Below are 17,653 nucleotides of genomic sequence, written 5' to 3' on the forward strand. Positions count from 1 at the left end.
CCGCAGCGGTTTACCCGATCATTCGTTCGTGGTCTCTTCACGCGATGACTCCGCCGTTCAACGAATATCGGCGTAGCCATTCCTCGGGAGGACCACCATGAAGACCCTATTGCTCGGCGCCATCTTCGCCGCCGGCCTCGTTTCCACGAGCGCTTTCGCCCAGACCGCCAGCTATGAAATCATGGCGCCGGCCTCGCCGGGCGGCGGCTGGGACCAGACGGCCCGCGCCATGCAGAACGTCATGCAGGAAGCCAAGATCGCCGGCGACGTGCAGGTGGTCAACGTTCCCGGCGCCGGCGGCACGATCGGCCTCGCCCAGTTCGTCTCCGCCAAGTCCGGCAATCCGGAAGCCCTGCTCGTCGGCGGCTACGTGATGGTCGGCGCGATCCTCACGAACAACTCCCCCGTCAGCCTCGACGACGTGACGCCGATCGCGCGCCTCACCGGCGAAACCGAGGCCGTCGTGGTGCCGGCCGCATCGCCGTTCCAGACGATCGGCGACCTCGTCACCGCGATGAAGGCCGATCCCGGCGCGGTGGCGATCGCCGGCGGCTCGGCCGGCGGCACCGACCACATCGCGGCCGGCCTCATCGCGCAGGCCGCCGGCGTCGATCCCAAGCTGATCAACTACATCGCCTTCTCGGGCGGCGGCGAAGCGCTCGCCGCGATCCTCGGCCAGCAGGTCGCGGCCGGCATTTCCGGTTACGGCGAGTTCGAGTCGCAGATCAAGGCCGGCACGCTGCGCCTCCTCGCCACCACGGGCGACGAGAAGGTGCCAGGCACCGAAGCCCCGACGCTGAAGGAAGCCGGGCTCGACGTCTCGCTGCAGAATTGGCGCATGGTCGCCGCCGCGCCCGGCATCTCGGCCGAGCAGCAGGCCGCCATTACGGCCGACATGGAGAAGCTCTCGAAGTCGCCGGAGTGGCAGGCCGTGCTCGAGCGCAACAACTGGCAGGACACGTTCCTCGCTGGCGACGCGTTCAAGACCGAGTTGGCCAAGAACGTCACCGACACGAAGGCGGTCCTCACCGCGATCGGCCTCGTTCAGCAATGAGCGAGCGGCTCGACCAGGAGATCCAGCATCGCCGCCCCGATCGGGCGGCGATGGCCATCGGCGTGGCGCTCGGCGTTCTCGGGCTGCTCGTCGGCTGGGACGCGAGCCATGTCGGCGGCGGCGCCTATGCCCGCGTCGGCCCGGCGACCTTTCCCTATGTGATCGCCCTCGCCCTCGTCGGCCTCTCGGTCTGGACCGTGATCGAAGCCTGGCGCGGCAAGTTTCCCGAGCGCGACCACGACGAGATCGGCCCGATCATCTGGATCGTCGGCGGCCTCTCGGCACAGCTGATCCTCCTCAACACCGCCGGCTTCGCGATCGCCACCGGGCTTCTCTTCGCCGCGACGGCGCGGGCCTTCGGCAAGCGCGAACTCTGGATGACGATCCCGATCGGCATCCTTCTCAGCCTCGGCATCTGGCTGGTCTTCACGCAGGTCCTGCGGCTCGCCCTGCCCCGTGGTCCGCTGGAAAACCTCGTCCTCGGCCTGTTCACCTGAGACTGCCGGCGCCCCGGCCCGTCCGGAGCCCCGCCTGCCTTCCCGTTCCGTCCGGTGCGCGCGCCGGTCGCGTTCCCTCCTGACGACGGGTCCAGCCCATGGATACATTCGCACTGCTCGGGCAAGGCCTCCTGACGGCCGCCCAGCCGATGAACCTTCTCTACGCGCTGATCGGCGTGACGCTCGGCACCGCCGTCGGCGTGCTGCCCGGCATCGGCCCGGCGCTGACGGTGGCGCTGCTGCTGCCCGTCACCTACCAGCTCGACGCGGCCGGCTCGCTCATCATGTTCGCCGGCATCTACTACGGCGGCATGTACGGCGGTTCGACGACCTCGATCCTCCTCAACACGCCCGGTGAGAGCGCCTCGATCATCACCGCGCTCGAGGGCAACAAGATGGCCCGCGCGGGCCGAGGCGGCCCCGCGCTCGCCACCGCCGCCATCGGCTCCTTCGTCGCCGGCTTGATTGCGACGCTGGGTCTGGCCTTCCTCGCGCCCGTCATCGTCTCCTTCGCGCTCTCCTTCGGCCCGGCCGAGTATTTCGCGCTGATGATCCTCGCCTTCGTCACCGTCTCGGCCGCCTTCGGCGACTCGGCGCTGCGGGGCCTGACCTCGCTGGCGCTCGGCCTGACGCTCGGCCTCGTCGGCATCGACCTGCAGACGGGACAAGCCCGCCTCACCCTGACGGCGGCCGCCAAGACCTTCCGCACGCTGGCCGCCGATCCCACCGCGGCGCTGGCGCCGGTCTACGGCGCGTTCGCCTCCTTCTTCGGCGGCATCTCGGCCAATCTCCTCGACGGCATCGAAGTGACGACGCTGGCCGTGGCGCTCTTCGCCATCGGCGAGGCGCTCGTCGTGGCAGCGGCCGGCGCGCGCATGCCCGACAAGATCGAGGCGGTGAAGGGTTCGCTCTGGATGACGAAGGAGGACTGGAAGCGGTCCTGGAAGCCCTGGCTGCGCGGCACGGCGGTCGGTTTTCCGATCGGCGCGATGCCGGCCGGCGGCGCCGAGATCGGCACCTTCCTCTCCTATTCGATGGAAAAGAGCCTGTCGAAACACCCGGAAGAGTTTGGCCACGGTGCCATCGAGGGCGTCGCGGGACCGGAGGCCGCCAACAACGCCTCGGCCGCCGGCACGCTCGTGCCGCTGCTGACGCTGGGCCTGCCGACCTCGGCGACCGCCGCGATCATGCTCGCCGCGTTCCAGCAGTTCGGACTGCAGCCCGGTCCGCTCCTCTTCATCACATCGCCGCAGATCGTCTGGGGCCTCGTCGCCAGCCTTCTCATCGCCAACCTGATGCTGGTGGTGCTCAACCTGCCGTTGATCGGTCTGTGGGTGCGCTTGCTGACGATCCCGCGCCCCTGGCTCTATGCGGGCATCCTCGTCTTCGCGACGCTGGGCTGCATCGGCGCCAACCCGTCCTCGGTCGAACTCGGCATGCTGCTCGCCTTCGGTCTGCTCGGCTACATGCTCCGTCGCTTCGGCTATCCGATCGCGCCGGTGGTGGTCGGCCTGATCCTCGGGCCGATGGCCGAGCAGCAGCTGCGCCGGGCCCTGGCGATCAGCCAGGGCGATCCGAGCGTGCTGGTGCATTCCTGGCTGGCCATCGCGCTGCTGACGCTCGCCGCGCTGGCGCTGTTCGTGCCGATGATCCTGCGGGCCCGCGGACGCGGCAAGCTTCTCGCCGCCATGGCGTCCGACGAGGACTGACCGCAGGCGACGAAGTCGGCTATCGACCGGCTATCGAAACGCAAAAAGGGACGGTCGCCGAGCGACCGTCCCTTTTTTATTTACGACTCCTAACGCGGAGCCCCCGATCCTTCAGCCCTGGCTGATGCCATAGAAGGCGTCCGCGTCGATGCCGGCGGCCTTCAGGGCCGAGCGGGACGGACGCTTGCCGGCCTCGGCGGCCGCGGCGCAGGATGCAACGCCGCCAAACGTGTCGGTGAAGGAGCGGATCTGGCGGCCGAACTGGCGAAAGCGGCTGGGCTGGGTGGTCATCGGGTGAATCCTTTGGGTCGCTGGTCTTCGTTGACCTCAAGATGGTCGCTTGCTCCTCAGATCGGAAGTCGGGAAACTGCCGGCCCTGCCATGCACCTTGCGCATGTCTCATCGGTTTCGTTGGTAAAGGACGGGTTGCCGTCGCAGCTCATACAATGGGCACAGCGGCCACTCCGTCGCCTTCCGGCGAATTTGATGACATCGGTTGGAACCTTGGGGGAGGACGCGCGCTTACGAGCGGGGATGTGCAGCCTGAGGCTGCGAAGGTGCTGGAGTCGGGTCTTGGATATCGTCACCTCGCAGATGCTGCGCCGCGCGCTGCCGCTGTTCACGGCGCTTGCCGTCAGCGTCCTCATCCTCACCGTCTCTTCGATCCTCTATCTCGGCCGCGAGATCTTCGTTCCCTTCGCGCTGGGGATTCTTCTCTCGTTCATTCTGGCGCCGATCGTCATCGGGTTGCAGCGGATGCGGGTGCCGCGCATCCTTGCGATTTCCGGCGCGATCACCTTCGCCTCCGTGGTGATCCTGGCGCTGGGCTTCGTCATCGCCATGCAGGTCACCTCGCTCGTCGGCGAGATCCCGTCCTACCGCATCACGGTGCAGCAGAAGCTCGAGAACCTGTCGCAATCGGCGCAGGCACAGGGCGACGGTCCCTTCGCGCGCGCCGCGCGCGCCCTCGAAGACATGGCTGCCGACATCCAGCAGCTCGGCGCACCTGCGCCCGCCGAGACCACGGGCGCCGCTGCGCCGCGCGAGCCCATCCCCGTCGTCGTCCAGAGCGAGCAATCGATCATCGACACGGTGACCACCGTCGTCACGCCGCTGCTTCACCCCGCGGCGACGCTCGGCGTCGTCATTATCTTCGCGATCTTCATTCTCCTGCAGCGCGAGGACCTTCGAAACCGCTTCATCCGCCTCGCCGGCACCGACGATCTCCAGCAGACCACCGCGGCGATCGACGATGCCGCCAAGCGCCTGTCGAAGCTTCTCCTGTTTCAGCTCGGCGTGAACACGGCCTTCGGCATCATCACCGGCTGCGGTCTCTGGTTGCTCGGTGTCCCCTCGCCGTTTCTCTGGGGCATTCTCGGCGGTATCTTGCGCTTCATCCCCTATGTCGGCGGCATCGTCGGCGCCGGCCTGCCGATGCTGCTAGCCTTCGCGGTGGATCCCGGCTGGAGCATGGTGATCTGGACCGCCGTCCTCTTCCTCGGCGCCGAGGCCGTCCTCTCGAACGTCGTCGAGCCCGTGCTCTACGGTCACTCCACAGGCCTGTCGCCGGTGGCGATCCTCTTGGCCGCCACCGTCTGGGCGCTGCTTTGGGGTGCGGTCGGCCTCATTCTCGCGACACCGCTGACGATCTGCCTCGTGGTGATGGGCCGCCACGTGCCGCGCCTCGCCTTCATCGACGTGATGTTCGGCGATCGACCCGCTCTCTCGCCGGCGCAGATTTTCTACCAGCGAATGCTGGCCGGAGCACCGCAGGAAGCGGCTGATCAGGCGCGCGAGTTCCTGCGCGAACGCGAGCTCGCGACCTATTACGACGAGGTGGCGCTCGAAGGATTACGCATCGCCCACGAGGATGTCGCACGCTTCGCCGTCAAGGACGATCGGCTCGATACGCTGAGAGCCTCGACCCTGGAGCTGGTGGACGATCTCGCCAACGTGCGCACGTCCGCCACCAAGCGCGGCTCCAAGCACCTGACGGCGGAAGCCGCCGCCGCCGTCGATGCGGCCGGCCCCGACCAGCAGATCACGCGCGTCGTGCAGCGCGCCGAGGATCTGAGGCCCGAATGGCGCGGCAAGACGCCGGTCATCTGCATCTCCGGCTTCAACGCACTCGATCAGGCGGTGACGGCGATGCTCTCGCAGGTGCTCGATCGGCATGGGCTGGGTTCGCGCCACGTCACGCTGCGGGAGTTGCAGGAAACGCCGCCGACGGCCGAGGATGCACGCGAGGTCGCACTCGTCTGCCTGTCCTTCATCGAGCCGCTGTCGACCGTGCATTTGCGACAGGCGGTGCGTCGGGTTCACCGCGTGGCACCAAAGGCGCGCATCCTCGTCGGCATCTGGCGCCAGCGCGACCCCGCCATGCTGCGGGAGCTGAAACGCCGCGTTCATGCCGACGCACTCGTCACCACGCTGAACTCGGCCCTGGCCGCGGCGCTCGAGATGTCGGGCCAGCGGATGGTTCCTGCTCCCAGCGCCGAGCCGAAGAAGCCGGACCCGGCCGATGCGACACGCGTCGAATCGGCGGCGGTGCCCGCCTGATCTGCCGCCTGACGGCGAGCGGCAATCGGTTGCCAGCTGTATCGTGGGGTCGGGCCGATCGCTCATACCGTCGCCACGGATGCCGGATGGATCCATAGCGGCGACCCGGACCCTAATTCGGTCCCTTTCACCCCGCATGGGCAGGGCGGGACAGCGACGGGTGCGAATTCCAAATCTCTGTTGCGCACCAACCCTTTCGCATCGGGCCTGAGTGCGGGTAGATCGAGCGTTCCGTCGACGCGGCGCGTTCAGGGGAAGAATCGGGCATGGGGCATGACGTTCGATCGCAGGAGAGGGACGGCCGGAGCATTGCGCTACGGTCCCGCTCGATCCGGCTGGCCGCACTTGCCCTGCCCTTCCTGACGCTGGCCGGCTGCACCACGATGGGTGCAGGGCTGGAGGAAACCGCCGCAACCGCCGATCTGCAGACCGGCTTCCTACCGGGCCAGAGCCGCCAGCCGGTCTCGTTCGAGACCGTGCAGGGCAACGACCCGCAATCGACGATCGGCAAGTCGCAGCATCCCAAGATTCTCGCCGCCTATGGCGGCGCCTATTCCGACCCCAAGCTCGAGTTGATGTTGGCCGGGATCGTCGGCAAGCTCGGCGCCGTGTCGAGCGATCCCGGCCGCGCCTACAAGATCACCGTGCTGAATTCGCCCAACATCAACGCCTTCGCGCTGCCGGGGGGCTATCTCTACGTGACGCGCGGTCTTCTGGCTCTCGCCAACGACTCGGCCGAGGTCGCCGCCGTGCTCGCCCACGAGATGGGCCACGTGAAGGCCAATCACGGGATCGAACGCCAGCAGCGCGAAGAGGCGGCGGAACTCGCTGGCCGCGTCGTTTCCGAGGTCCTGTCGAGCGATACGGCCGCACGCGCGGCGCTGGCTCGCGGGCGGCTGAACCTCGCGAGTTTCTCGCGCAATCAGGAACTGCAGGCCGACGAGATGGGCATCAAGCAGACGGGCGATGCCGGCTACGATGCCTACGCGGCCGCGCGCTTCCTGAAGACGATGGATTCCTTCTCCTCGTTCCGCAACGCCTTCCAGGCCAACAACCCCAATCTCGATTTTCTAGCCTCTCACCCGGCCGCGCCGCAGCGCGTCGAGCTGGCGCGCCGTCATGCCTCGGTCTTCGGGCCGGAGGGTTCGGGCGCCACCGACCGCGACCGCTACCTGTCGGGCATCGACGGCATGCTCTTCGGCGACACCGCTTCGGAAGGCTACGTGCGCGGCCGCTCCTTCTATCATCCGGGCCTCGGCATCACCTTCGCCGTGCCGGAGGGCTTCTCGATCGACAACACGGCCGAGGCGGTGCTCGCGACCGGCCCCGGCGACGTCGCGGTGCGCTTCGACGGCATCGCCATTCCCGAGCGCACCAGCCTCGTCGACTACATCCAGAGCGGCTGGGTCGGCGGGCTTGATGCCACAACGATCCGCCCGTTCAGGATCGGGACGCTCGATGCCGTCGCGGCGCAGGCCTCCGGCGGTTCCTACGTCTTCAACGTGACGGTGGTTCGGGTGGGCGGACAGGTCTATCGCTTCCTCACCGCCCTCCCCGCCGACAATGCCGCACGCCTGCCGGGCATTGCCACGAGCATTGCCGACTCGTTCCGCCTGCTCGGGCCATCCGAGCGCGAGCAGTTGAAGCCGCTGCGCATCCGCATCGTCACTGCGCGTGCCGGCGATACGGAAGCGGCACTCGCGGCCAAGATCCAGGGCGTCGATCGGAAGGTCGAGATGTTCCGCCTGCTCAACGATCTTGAAGGCGTCAGCACGGTATCGGTGGGCACGCGCTATAAGATCGTCGCTGAGTAACGCACGACCGAACGTCGGATACGAAAAAGGGCTGCACGATGCGGCCCTTTTTCGTCGTCACAGGCTTTGCTGAGGATCAGGCGACGAAAGCGGCTTCGTCCGGGTTCGACTGCAGGAGAGCGGCGCGCAGCTTCTCGAGCGCACGGGTCTCGATCTGGCGCACGCGCTCCTTCGAGATGCCGAGCTTCGAGCCGAGCGCTTCCAGCGTCGCGCCATCATCCTGCAGGCGGCGCTCGCGGATGATCTTAAGCTCGCGCTCCGACAACACGTCGAGCGCGGACCGCAGCCACACGACGCGGCGCTCGTCGTCGATCGAGGCCGATACCATCTCGTCCGGCAGCGGATCGTTGGAGACGAGGAAGTCTTGCCGGTCGGCGGAGCCCGACTCGTCTTCCATCAGCGGGGCGTTCAGTGAGGAGTCGGGGCCAGACAGGCGCGAGTCCATCAACGCCACGTCGCTCTCGGACACCTTCAGCGCCGTGGCGATCTCGCGGTACATGGCCGTGCCCGACAGGCTTTCGGAACCCTGGCTGAGACGGGCACGCAGGCGACGCAGGTTGAAGAAGAGCGCCTTCTGGGCCGAGGACGTGCCGCCGCGAACGATCGACCAGTTGCGTAAGATGTAGTCCTGAATCGAGGCCCGGATCCACCACGTCGCGTAGGTCGAAAAACGTACTTCGCGCTCCGGCTCGAAGCGGGCGGCGGCTTCGAGGAGGCCCACATGACCTTCCTGGATCAGGTCGTTCATCGCCAAGCCGAAATGGCGGAACTTCGAGGCCATCGAGATCACGAGGCGCATATGCGCCGAGGTGATCTTGTGCAGCGCTTCCTGGTCCCGGTTCTCCTTCCAGCGCACGGCCAGCTCGTACTCTTCCTCCCGCTGCAGGTAGGGAGCGGCCATTGCGGCCTGGATGAGGTGACGGCGGGTGGATTGAGACTTCATGGCGCGGACCTTCCGAAGACGTCGGGACACTGATGATCCGAACGCCGGATGGCTCGTGGCCGGGGCGCTCATGTCGGTAAAACACCGCGCGCGACCAAACGTTCCCGTTGAAGGAAACTTTTTCGCCGAATGTAGGCAGAAAACCGAAAAAGCAAGAGAACGAGGGAGATACGGGGAGCAGTGCTCGAACCCGCCGGACTGTTCTATCAGCCGTTGCATCATAAGAAAAGCCGGCCGTCGAGGACGGCCGGCTCTGTCATTGCAAATTCATGCGGCCGGGCGATTCAGCTCGGCGCAAGAGGCTCAGGCCGCTTCTTCCTGTGCCGGAACGACTTCGACCTCGGTCTCGCCCTCGGCGTCTTCCTCGTCCTCTTCCAGCGACTTGGCGGTGCGCTTGGGACCCTTGTTGAGGTTGGTCTCGATGAGGCGGACGGCCTCGGTTTCGCTCACCTCGTTGACCGCGGCGAGCTCGCGGGCCATGCGGCTCAACGCAGCTTCATAGAGCTGGCGCTCGGAGTAAGACTGCTCGGGCTGCGAGTCCGCGCGGTAGAGATCGCGCACCACCTCGGCGATCGAGATGAGGTCGCCCGAGTTGATCTTCGCGTCGTATTCCTGCGCGCGGCGGCTCCACATGGTCCGCTTCACCCGAGCCCGCCCCTGCACGACCTTGAGGGCGCGCTCGACGAAATCGGTCTCGGACAGCTTGCGCATGCCGACCTGCTCGGCCTTTGCGACCGGCACCTTCAGGCGCATCTTGTCCTTCTCGAAGTCGATGACGAAGAGTTCGAGCTTCATGCCCGCGACCACCTGCTCTTCGATCGCAACGATCTGGCCCACGCCGTGAGCGGGATAGACGATGCTCTCGCCGGTCTTGAAACCCTGACGCTGGGAGGTCTTCTTCTGAGTGCTCATACGCTTCATAAACTCCCTGTTGTGCAAAGCCGCGAACGCCGCTATGCACGGAACGACCGACGAGGCCGCGGATTGAGCATGCAGACCGGGTAGACCGGCCGCAGCCTGACGCCTCGCAAATCGTTTCCACGCCGATGACGAAGGCAGCGCCCAAGGGCGGCACCTGGCGTCAGCGATGATCGGGGAAGACCTTTCGGAAGCGCCGTGATTGCCGGGTCGAGCGTGAGGCTCAAGTCCGCCATTCGACTGTTGCAGAAATAATACCCTGTTTCCGAAGAAAATTCAACCGAATTGCGTATCGCCAACGCAAACGAACGGGCGCCGTCCACCGGCAAGGTGAACGACGCCCGTTTTCCGTCACTTCAATTCGTTTCCGATCCTGCCGCACGACGGGCCGGGTGGCAACCGCCGATGTACTGGCGCGTCTTTTGGGTGTCAGTCGCCCTGGCCGGGTTCGGGCGAGAAGTACTTCTCCAGCTTGCCTTCCTCGCCGTCGAGGTCCTTGGCATCGGCCGGGGCGTCGCGCTTGACCGTGATGTTGGGCCATTTCACAGCATAGTCGGCGTTCAGCTTCAACCACGCGTCGAGATGGGGCTCGGTGTCGGGCTTGATCGCCTCGGCCGGGCACTCGGGCTCGCAGACGCCGCAGTCGATGCACTCGTCGGGGTGGATCACCAGCATGTTGTCACCCTCGTAGAAGCAGTCGACGGGACAGACTTCGACGCAATCCATGTACTTGCAGCGGATGCAGTTGTCGGTGACGACATAGGTCATGGCGGGTTCCCGGGACTGGCTCGTTTCGCGGCGGTTCGGCCCGACCGCGGAACGAGACGGAATGTGATCGTTGGGGCAGTTCGGCAGGCGAACCGCGCGCGGACCGTTTTCAGCGAGGTCCGGAGATGCCGGAGGTAGCGGCTCGGCGACGCACTGACAAGGGCCGAGCGTTGCGCCGCGAGAGCCGATCGAAAAACGCGATTGCTTTCGCGCTCATCGGAGCCCGTTCGATCAGTCGTCGCCGACCGTCGCCAAGAGGCGCCCCGCCTCGCGCCGCTCGCGCTTCGTCGGGCGCCCATGCACCTCGATCGTCGGAGAGAGACGAAATCCGACGGGCCGCTTCGCTCCGGCGTCGTCGTCGTCGCCGTCCTCACCTGCGAGAGGGAGGTCGGTATCCGGACGCGGCGTCAGGTCCTCGAACAGCGTTGCCGCCTCGCTCGCCGGCCCCCGGCGCTCGCCCGGCGCCAGCACCCGCAGAACACGGATGCGCTCCTGCACGGAGATGGTGAGAACGTCGCCCGGCCGCACGATGCGCGCGGAATGTCCGACCTTCTCGCGGTTGACGCGAACCGAACCTGACAATGCGAGCTTCTGGGCGAGTGAGCGCGATTTAACGACGCGCGCGAAGAACAGCCATTTGTCGATGCGCTGTTCGAGGCCCGTCATGCGCTCTCCCTTACTTTCCCAGCTTGTCCTTCAACGCCGCCAGCTTCGCGAAAGGCGAATCGGGGTCGATCGCCTTCGGCTTATCGAACCGGCGCTCGGTGCCGGCCTTGCCAGCATCGCGCTCCGGCATGGCGTGGGGCTTGCCCGGCTTAGCCCCGGGCCGTCCCGATCCGAAACGCTCGTCGCGCGAACCGGCTTCACCACGCGGCGAACCGTCGCGCCGCTCGGATCCGCCGCCCTTGCCGCCGAAGCGCGACCGTCCCTCGCCATCCGGCCGGGCAGCACCCGGCGCCCCGCCACGACCGCCGCGTTCGTTGCGGCGTTCGCCGCCACGAGCCTCACCTGCGACGGCATCCGCCGCAGGTCGGGGTCCGCGACCAGCACCGGCACCCGCCGGGCGAGCGCCCGCCCCGCGTCCCGCACCCGGCGCACCACGTGCGTCGCGCCGTCCGCGATGCTCGGTGCGCTGGGGACGCCAGAGCTGAACCATTTTGACGGGCTCAGCGGCGGCTTCCGTGTCGGTCGGGGCGGCGGCGCCGATATCAACCGGCTCCGACGTCCCGGACTCGGGCATTGCCGCCGAAGTCTCTTCGGACGCGTCCCCGGTGAAATCATCGTCGGGGGTACCGACTTCGACCTCGTCCTGTGTGTTCGGAGCAGCATCGGACAGGATCGCATCGACCGGCCGGGGCTCGTCGACGGGAACCTCCGTCAGATCGGTCTCGTCGACCGCAGCGTCCGGCTCCATGGCCGGCGCCGTCTCCACCGCAGTCTCAACCTCGTCTGCGCCCGCATCTGACGCCGGAGCGTCGGTGGCCAGAAGAGCCGCCTCCTCCAGGATTTTCGCGTCATTCGCGGAGGCCGCTGCGGAGGCAGCCACCTTCGCCTGCTCAGCTGCAACTGCGGCCTGGTCCTGCGTCGCGATCACGGATTCGACCTCGCGCTGCGCCATGCCCTGCGAGCGATAGCCGAGGCCCTTGAGGATCTCGTCCATATCGTCGGCGGTGGCGCCGAGGATCGACATCATCGCCGGGGTCACAAGGAATTCGCGGCCGTTGAAGGCGCCGTCCGGCCGCTTGGCCGAGCCTGGCGTCCAGGCGAGCGCGGGCCGGATGAGATCGGCGAGGCGCTCGAGAATGTCGATGCGCACGGCGCGTCGCCCGAGCAGCCGATAGCCGGCGAGCGCGTAGAAGATCGGATCGAACTCGGCGTTCGGCTGTACCGAGGTGCGGCCCGTCGCCAGAAGCTGCGTCACCTCGCCGAAGCCCGGCTTGTCGCGCCCGTCATGGGCGATGCCCCAAAGAAGCGTCATCAGCGCGGCGGGTGCCGGCTTGACGAGGGCCGGCATGAAGATGTGATAGGCGCCGAAGCGCACGCCGAGACGACGCAGCGCGGCCCGCGCTTCCTGATCGAGCGAGCGCACCTCGTCCGAGACGTCGCGCCGCTGCAGCAGCCCGAAATTCTCGACGAGCCTGTAGGAGATCCCCTTGGCGGCGCCCTCGATGCTCTCGGCATCCTTCAAGTCGACCAGGGGCTTGAGCACCGTAGAGACCTGATAGGTGACGAAGCGCTCGGCGCGCTGCGCCACACGCTCGCGCGCCGGGCCGTTCAACTGGTCGTCCGCCAGGAGCACGATGCGCGGCCGCAGCGGATCCTCGCCGGCCGTCAGCATCGCCACCGGCGCGCCGAGCCAGCGCAGCAGCGCGTCGGACCCCAGCGCCAGATCGCCGTTGGGCGCGTTGAAGAAACGCTCGCCGCGCTTCTCATACTCGCTTGCGAGCGCCTTCTGGGCCGCCGCGCGAATGGCCTTGGCATCCGGACCGTCGGACTTCACGTCCGGCGTGAACCTGAAGCCCTGCAGCTCGCCCACAAGGTGCCCCTCAACGAGCACCGTGCCGTCGCCGCCGATTTCAGCTTCCATGAATGCGTTCTCTCTCAGCCGCTTCATCAAGACGCTTGTCCTGCGGTCTACGAAGCGTTTCGTCAACCGCTCGTGAAGAGCGTCCGACAATCGATCCTCGATGGCCCGGGTGTTTTCCTGCCAGTGTGTCGGATCGGCAAGCCAGCCTGGGCGGTGTGAAATGTAGGTCCAGGTCCGGATCTCCGCGATACGTTGCGAGAGCGTATCGATGTCGCCCTCGGTGGAATCGGCGCGCCGCACCTGGCTTGCCATGTAGTCCTCGGCCACCGTGCCGCGCCGCACGAGATCGGCATAGACCGAAGCGATGATCTCGGCGTGCTGGGCTGGCGCGATGCGCCGGTAGTCCGGCAGCTTGCAGGCCTCCCACAGGAGTTCGACGCTGCGCGCGTCCTTGGCCCATTTCACGACGCCCTCGTCGCGCGACAAGAACTCGAGCGCGCGCTGGTCGACCGAGGGCAGCGCACGGGCCAGCTGGTCGGTCGGCGGCAGTGCGTCAAGCGAGCGCTTCAGTGCGTCGAGCGAGGCGAAGTCGAGCTTGCGCGAGCGCCATTGCAGGACGCGCACCGGCTGGAACGTGTGGGATTCCAGATGCTCGACCAATTCCTGGGGCATCGGATCAACACGCCCGGTGACGCCGAACGTGCCGTCGCGCACGTGCCGGCCTGCACGTCCGGCGATCTGGCCGAACTCGGACGGGGTCAGCTGGCGATACTGGAAACCGTCGTATTTCCAGTCCTGCGCGAACGCGACGTGATCGACGTCGAGATTGAGACCCATGCCGATGGCATCGGTGGCGACGAGGAAGTCGACCTCGCCGTTCTGGTAGAGCTCGACCTGCGCGTTGCGGGTGCGCGGGCTGAGCGCGCCCAGCACCACCGCCGCGCCGCCGCGCTGGCGGCGGATCAGTTCGGCGATGGCGTAGACCTCTTCGGCCGAGAAGGCGACCACGGCCGAGCGGCGCGGCAGGCGTGTGATCTTCTTCGAGCCGGCGTAAAGCAGCTGCGACATGCGCGGGCGCGTCACGCACTGGATGCCCGGCAGCATCCGCTCGAGAACGCCGCGCATCGTCGACGAGCCGAGCAGCAGCGTCTCGGCGGTGCCGCGGGTGTGCAGGATGCGATCGGTGAAGACGTGCCCGCGCTCCAGATCGGAGGCGAGCTGCACCTCGTCGATGGCGACGAAGGCCGCGTTCGTCTCGCGCGGCATCGCCTCGACGGTGCAGACCTGATAGCGCGCGTTCGGCGGCTTGATCTTCTCTTCGCCGGTGATGAGCGCGACCGCGCCGACCCCCACGCGCTCGACCACCCGTCCGTAGACCTCGCGCGCCAGAAGGCGCAGCGGCAGGCCGATGACGCCCGAGGAATGCGCCACCATCCGCTCGATGGCGAGGAAGGTCTTGCCGGTGTTCGTGGGTCCGAGGACCGCGGTCACGCCGCGTCCGTCGAGCCCGCTATCGGCACGGCGCAAAGGCCGGGGGGGAAAATGCGCATCCATCATGGTCGGAGCATAGGTGGGGCCGGATGGATTAAACGCAAACGCGAAATCCTGCGTTTGCCAGGCTCTGCCACAACAAAAAGCGGCTGCGACCCAAAGGTCGCAGCCGCCTTACCCGTTCATTGCGTTGATGTCAGCGGATGTCGATCACGTCGCCCGAACGGCTGTCGATGATCACCGTCATGTCGCGACCACGACGATCGCCGCCTTCCACGCGGATGGAACGGCGCTGGCGATAGACGTCGTCGACCTCGCGCATGCCCTCGGAGCGGGCGATGCGCACCGCTTCGCGCTCGCTGATCTCGCGCCGACGTGGCGGCGGGCCGTCGCGGAAATCATCGCGGCGATCGAAGCCGGGGCCCGGCGGCGGCGGCGGCGGGCCGCGACGATCGTCCTCGGGGCGAACGCGCACGCCGTTGGGTCCGATCTCCAGCGACTGCGCCATCGACGGCGCGGCCGTAGCGACCGCAAGGCCGACCATGAGACCAAGGCGAACAAGGGACTTCATCATCGTCCGAAACTCCTCTTCCGGCGACTTTCTCATCGATCCGGGTGCCGTGAAATCCGCGAAGGCGACGAAAGGTTCCGAGCCGGGCCTCGTAAATCGATGCAAGCCGCCGTCATCGACGAAAAGGGCGACGCGGCTTCCCGCATCGCCCCGAACTCATCGGAAACTGGATATCTCAGCGAACGGCGATGACGTCGCCGCTGCGACGATCGACGTCGACCTGGATGTCGTCGCCGCGGCGATCCGTACCCATCACCCGGTAGGCATTACGGGTGCGCGTCACGTCGTCGACTTCGCGAACGCCCTCGGACCGGGCAATGCGGATCGCGTCGCGCTCGCCGATCTCGCGGGCCGGGCGACGGTCGTCGCGGCGCACGTCGCGGTCGCCCGGACGGCCGTCGCGCTCGCCGGGACGCGGTGCGTTGGGGTCGACGAGACGCACGCCGTCGCGGCCGATCTCGATGCCCTGCGCGAAGCTCGGCGCGGCCGAGCCGAGGAGAGCGATGGCGACGAGCGCAGTTGTCCACTTGGTGCGGATCATGGAAGCATTCCTCCGGTGCGGGACGGGGGCGTCCCGGCTGTCCTTCTTCGGAAGCTTCAACAAGATGGCATCGATTCGGTTCCTCGTGCGGCCCCGACGCAAGGACGCCGCCAAACCCTGTCGATCGGGTCCGGCGGCGCGAGAAGATAGGCGGAGTTTTCCTTCAGAGCGCTCCCGTCAGTGGAAGTACTGGCCGCCGTTCACCGTAAGGGTCGAGCCGGTGATGTAGCCGGCGGCATCGGAGGCGAGGAAGACGACGCAGCGGGCGATCTCGTCGGGCTCGCCGAGACGGCCGACGGGGATCAGCGGCAGGATGCGCTCGTTCAGCACCTTCTCGTCGATCGCGCGCACCATCTCAGTGGCGATGTAGCCGGGGCAGATGGCGTTGACGGTGATGCCGACGCGCGCGCCCTCCTGTGCCAACGCCTTGGTAAAGCCGACGTCGCCGGCCTTGGCGGCGGAGTAGTTCACCTGCCCCGCCTGCCCCTTCTGGCCGTTGATCGAGGAGATGTTGACGATGCGGCCGAACTTGCGAGCGCGCATGCCCTCCCAGACCGGGCGGGTCATGTTGAAGAGGCCGGTGAGATTGGTGTTGATCACCGCGCCCCACTGTTCCGGCGTCATCTTGTGGAACATCACGTCGCGGGTGATGCCGGCATTATTGACGAGCACCTCGACCGGGCCGAGTTCGGCCTCGACGGACCGAATGCCGGCCTCGCAGGATTCGTAGGACGAGACGTCCCACTTGAAGACCGCAATGCCGGTCTCGGCCTTGAAGGCCTCGGCGGCCTCGTCGTTGCCCGCGTAGTTGGCGGCGACCGTGTAGCCCTCCGCCTTCAGCGCCTTCGACACTGCCGCGCCGATGCCACGCGTTCCCCCGGTTACGATGGCGACCTTGCCCATGGGGCTCCTCCCGAATGATGCCGAATGATGATGACGGTGTCCGGTGGCCGACTTGAACGGCAGCCTTGCCGAAGCGGATCGCGGCGGACGGCTCCAAGCCATCCGGTCCGCGACCCCATTTCAAATGCCGGCCCCAGAGGCCGGCTTTAAAGTCAGAAACGTTCGACGCACATGGCGACGCCCATGCCGCCGCCGATGCAGAGCGTGGCAAGCCCCTTCTTGGCGTCGCGGCGCGCCATCTCGAAGATCAGCGTGTTGAGGCAGCGTGCGCCGGACGCGCCGATCGGATGGCCGATGGCGATGGCGCCGCCATTGACGTTGACGATGTCGGAGTTCCAGCCGAGTTCCTTGTTCACGGCGCAGGCCTGCGCCGCAAAGGCCTCGTTGGCCTCCACGAGGTCGAGATCCCCAACGCTCCAGCCAGCCTTTTCCAGCGCCCGGCGCGATGCGGGGATCGGCCCGGTGCCCATGACGGCAGGGTCGACGCCGGCGGTGGCCCAGGAGACGATCCGCACCATCGGCGTCACGCCGCGGCGCGAGGCCTCGGCCTCGCTCATCAGGACGAGCGCGGCAGCGCCGTCGTTGATGCCGGAGGCGTTGGCGGCGGTGACCGTGCCCTCCTTGTCGAAGGCGGGCTTCAGCTTCTGCACCTTGTCGAGCGTCGTGCCGTGCTTGATGTATTCATCTTCGGAGACGATGACGTCGCCCTTGCGGCTCTGCACCGTGAAGGGCGCGATCTCGTCGCGGAAGCGGCCCGCGGTCTGCGCGGCCTCGGCCTTGTTCTGCGAGCGCACGGCGAACTCGTCCTGCATCTCGCGGGTGATCTGCCACTGGCGCGAGACGTTCTCGGCGGTATTGCCCATGTGGTAGCCCTGGAAGGCGTCGATCAGGCCGTCCTTCAGCATCGTGTCGACGAGCTTGAGATCGCCCATCTTGGTGCCGGCGCGAAGATGCGCGGCGTGGGGCGCCATCGACATCGACTCCTGACCGCCGGCGACGATGATGCGCGCGTCGCCCATCGCGATCTGCTGCATGCCCAGCGCCACGGCGCGAAGGCCCGAGCCGCAGAGCTGGTTGAGGCCCCAGGCGGTGGCCTCCTTCGGGATGCCGGCCTTCATCGCGGCCTGACGCGCGGGGTTCTGCCCCTCGCCCGCCGACAGAACCTGCCCGAGGATCACCTCGTCCACCTCGCCGGCCTCGACCCCGGCACGCGCCAGCGCCTCGGTGATGGCAGCGGCGCCGAGTTCATGGGCGGCGACGTTGGCGAAGGCGCCGTTGAAGGCGCCGACCGGCGTGCGCGCGGCACCGACGATCACGATGGATTCACCTGCGGAACTCATGGGATGACCCTTTCCTCG

General features: G+C 67.3%; 15 protein-coding genes. 5 read left to right on the forward strand and 10 right to left on the reverse strand.

Annotated elements, in window-relative coordinates:
- The first annotated feature begins 97 nt into the window (after positions 1–97).
- The 3 genes from AUL33_RS15400 (at position 98) to AUL33_RS15410 (ending at position 3,260) form a co-directional block, all read left to right on the forward strand.
- On the forward strand, positions 98–1,054 hold the full coding sequence (locus AUL33_RS15400; protein WP_062210009.1) for a tripartite tricarboxylate transporter substrate binding protein: 957 nt from the start codon (positions 98–100) through the stop codon (positions 1,052–1,054).
- Positions 1,051–1,551 carry a tripartite tricarboxylate transporter TctB family protein gene (locus tag AUL33_RS15405; RefSeq protein WP_062210012.1) on the forward strand — a complete coding sequence of 167 codons (501 nt, stop codon included), beginning with the start codon at positions 1,051–1,053 and terminating at the stop codon, positions 1,549–1,551. The genes AUL33_RS15400 and AUL33_RS15405 overlap by 4 nt, the downstream gene beginning before the upstream one ends.
- A 98-nt stretch (positions 1,552–1,649) precedes the next feature.
- Positions 1,650–3,260 (forward strand): tripartite tricarboxylate transporter permease, encoded by a 1,611-nt coding sequence (locus AUL33_RS15410; protein ID WP_062210015.1) that lies wholly within the window; start codon positions 1,650–1,652, stop codon positions 3,258–3,260.
- 111 nt (positions 3,261–3,371) lie between these two features.
- Here AUL33_RS15410 and AUL33_RS15415 read toward each other — a convergent pair whose 3' ends face one another.
- The gene (locus AUL33_RS15415; RefSeq protein ID WP_062210018.1) at positions 3,372–3,551 is read right to left on the reverse strand and encodes a hypothetical protein; all 180 of its coding nucleotides are present in this window, start codon (positions 3,549–3,551) and stop codon (positions 3,372–3,374) included.
- A gap of 282 nt (positions 3,552–3,833) precedes the next feature.
- Between AUL33_RS15415 and AUL33_RS15420 the strand changes: the two genes are divergently transcribed.
- Positions 3,834–5,819: an AI-2E family transporter gene (locus AUL33_RS15420; protein WP_062210021.1), complete on the forward strand. Its 1,986-nt coding sequence runs from the start codon at positions 3,834–3,836 to the stop codon at positions 5,817–5,819.
- Positions 5,820–6,085: 266 nt separating this feature from the next.
- Positions 6,086–7,633 (forward strand): M48 family metalloprotease, encoded by a 1,548-nt coding sequence (locus tag AUL33_RS15425; RefSeq protein ID WP_062210024.1) that lies wholly within the window; start codon positions 6,086–6,088, stop codon positions 7,631–7,633.
- A 76-nt stretch (positions 7,634–7,709) separates the two neighbouring features.
- On the opposite strand, the gene AUL33_RS15430 is transcribed toward AUL33_RS15425, so the two are convergent.
- The 9 genes from AUL33_RS15430 to AUL33_RS15470 all read right to left on the reverse strand — a co-directional run bounded on the left by AUL33_RS15430 (position 7,710) and on the right by AUL33_RS15470 (position 17,635).
- Positions 7,710–8,576 carry an RNA polymerase factor sigma-32 gene (locus AUL33_RS15430; RefSeq protein WP_062210027.1) on the reverse strand — a complete coding sequence of 289 codons (867 nt, stop codon included), beginning with the start codon at positions 8,574–8,576 and terminating at the stop codon, positions 7,710–7,712.
- A 303-nt stretch (positions 8,577–8,879) separates the two neighbouring features.
- Positions 8,880–9,488, reverse strand: coding sequence for a CarD family transcriptional regulator (locus tag AUL33_RS15435; protein ID WP_062210031.1), 609 nt, complete (start codon positions 9,486–9,488; stop codon positions 8,880–8,882).
- A 435-nt stretch (positions 9,489–9,923) separates the two neighbouring features.
- The gene (fdxA, locus tag AUL33_RS15440; RefSeq protein WP_062210034.1) at positions 9,924–10,262 is read right to left on the reverse strand and encodes a ferredoxin FdxA; all 339 of its coding nucleotides are present in this window, start codon (positions 10,260–10,262) and stop codon (positions 9,924–9,926) included.
- Positions 10,263–10,493: 231 nt separating this feature from the next.
- Positions 10,494–10,928, reverse strand: coding sequence for an RNA-binding S4 domain-containing protein (locus AUL33_RS15445; protein WP_062210037.1), 435 nt, complete (start codon positions 10,926–10,928; stop codon positions 10,494–10,496).
- Between the two features lie 10 nt (positions 10,929–10,938).
- Positions 10,939–14,343 carry a helicase-related protein gene (locus AUL33_RS15450; protein ID WP_156419439.1) on the reverse strand — a complete coding sequence of 1,135 codons (3,405 nt, stop codon included), beginning with the start codon at positions 14,341–14,343 and terminating at the stop codon, positions 10,939–10,941.
- Between the two features lie 133 nt (positions 14,344–14,476).
- A complete protein-coding gene (locus AUL33_RS15455; protein WP_082652642.1) occupies positions 14,477–14,854 on the reverse strand; it encodes a hypothetical protein in 378 nt (125 codons plus the stop codon).
- 172 nt (positions 14,855–15,026) lie between these two features.
- A complete protein-coding gene (locus tag AUL33_RS15460) occupies positions 15,027–15,392 on the reverse strand; it encodes a PepSY domain-containing protein (protein WP_062210047.1) in 366 nt (121 codons plus the stop codon).
- Positions 15,393–15,569: 177 nt separating this feature from the next.
- Positions 15,570–16,295, reverse strand: a complete 726-nt coding sequence (locus AUL33_RS15465) for a beta-ketoacyl-ACP reductase (protein ID WP_062210050.1) — start codon at positions 16,293–16,295, stop codon at positions 15,570–15,572.
- A gap of 152 nt (positions 16,296–16,447) precedes the next feature.
- On the reverse strand, positions 16,448–17,635 hold the full coding sequence (locus tag AUL33_RS15470) for an acetyl-CoA C-acetyltransferase (protein ID WP_062210053.1): 1,188 nt from the start codon (positions 17,633–17,635) through the stop codon (positions 16,448–16,450).
- Between the last annotated feature and the right edge of the window lie 18 nt (positions 17,636–17,653).

It is taken from the genome of Aureimonas sp. AU12 (assembly GCF_001463705.1).
In the GTDB taxonomy this organism is placed as follows: domain Bacteria; phylum Pseudomonadota; class Alphaproteobacteria; order Rhizobiales; family Rhizobiaceae; genus Aureimonas.

Excerpts from the sequence above, each read along its gene's own strand:
- AUL33_RS15460 (WP_062210047.1), bottom strand. The coding sequence starts at position 15,392 with ATGATCCGCACCAAGTGGACAACTGCGCTCGTCGCCATCGCTCTCCTC.
- AUL33_RS15405 (WP_062210012.1), top strand. The coding sequence starts at position 1,051 with ATGAGCGAGCGGCTCGACCAGGAGATCCAGCATCGCCGCCCCGATCGG.
- AUL33_RS15400 (WP_062210009.1), top strand. The coding sequence starts at position 98 with ATGAAGACCCTATTGCTCGGCGCCATCTTCGCCGCCGGCCTCGTTTCC.
- AUL33_RS15455 (WP_082652642.1), bottom strand. The coding sequence starts at position 14,854 with ATGATGAAGTCCCTTGTTCGCCTTGGTCTCATGGTCGGCCTTGCGGTC.
- AUL33_RS15470 (WP_062210053.1), bottom strand. The coding sequence starts at position 17,635 with ATGAGTTCCGCAGGTGAATCCATCGTGATCGTCGGTGCCGCGCGCACG.
- AUL33_RS15425 (WP_062210024.1), top strand. The coding sequence starts at position 6,086 with ATGGGGCATGACGTTCGATCGCAGGAGAGGGACGGCCGGAGCATTGCG.
- AUL33_RS15430 (WP_062210027.1), bottom strand. The coding sequence starts at position 8,576 with ATGAAGTCTCAATCCACCCGCCGTCACCTCATCCAGGCCGCAATGGCC.
- AUL33_RS15465 (WP_062210050.1), bottom strand. The coding sequence starts at position 16,295 with ATGGGCAAGGTCGCCATCGTAACCGGGGGAACGCGTGGCATCGGCGCG.
- AUL33_RS15410 (WP_062210015.1), top strand. The coding sequence starts at position 1,650 with ATGGATACATTCGCACTGCTCGGGCAAGGCCTCCTGACGGCCGCCCAG.
- AUL33_RS15415 (WP_062210018.1), bottom strand. The coding sequence starts at position 3,551 with ATGACCACCCAGCCCAGCCGCTTTCGCCAGTTCGGCCGCCAGATCCGC.
- AUL33_RS15450 (WP_156419439.1), bottom strand. The coding sequence starts at position 14,343 with ATGGATGCGCATTTTCCCCCCCGGCCTTTGCGCCGTGCCGATAGCGGG.
- AUL33_RS15435 (WP_062210031.1), bottom strand. The coding sequence starts at position 9,488 with ATGAGCACTCAGAAGAAGACCTCCCAGCGTCAGGGTTTCAAGACCGGC.
- fdxA (WP_062210034.1), bottom strand. The coding sequence starts at position 10,262 with ATGACCTATGTCGTCACCGACAACTGCATCCGCTGCAAGTACATGGAT.
- AUL33_RS15445 (WP_062210037.1), bottom strand. The coding sequence starts at position 10,928 with ATGACGGGCCTCGAACAGCGCATCGACAAATGGCTGTTCTTCGCGCGC.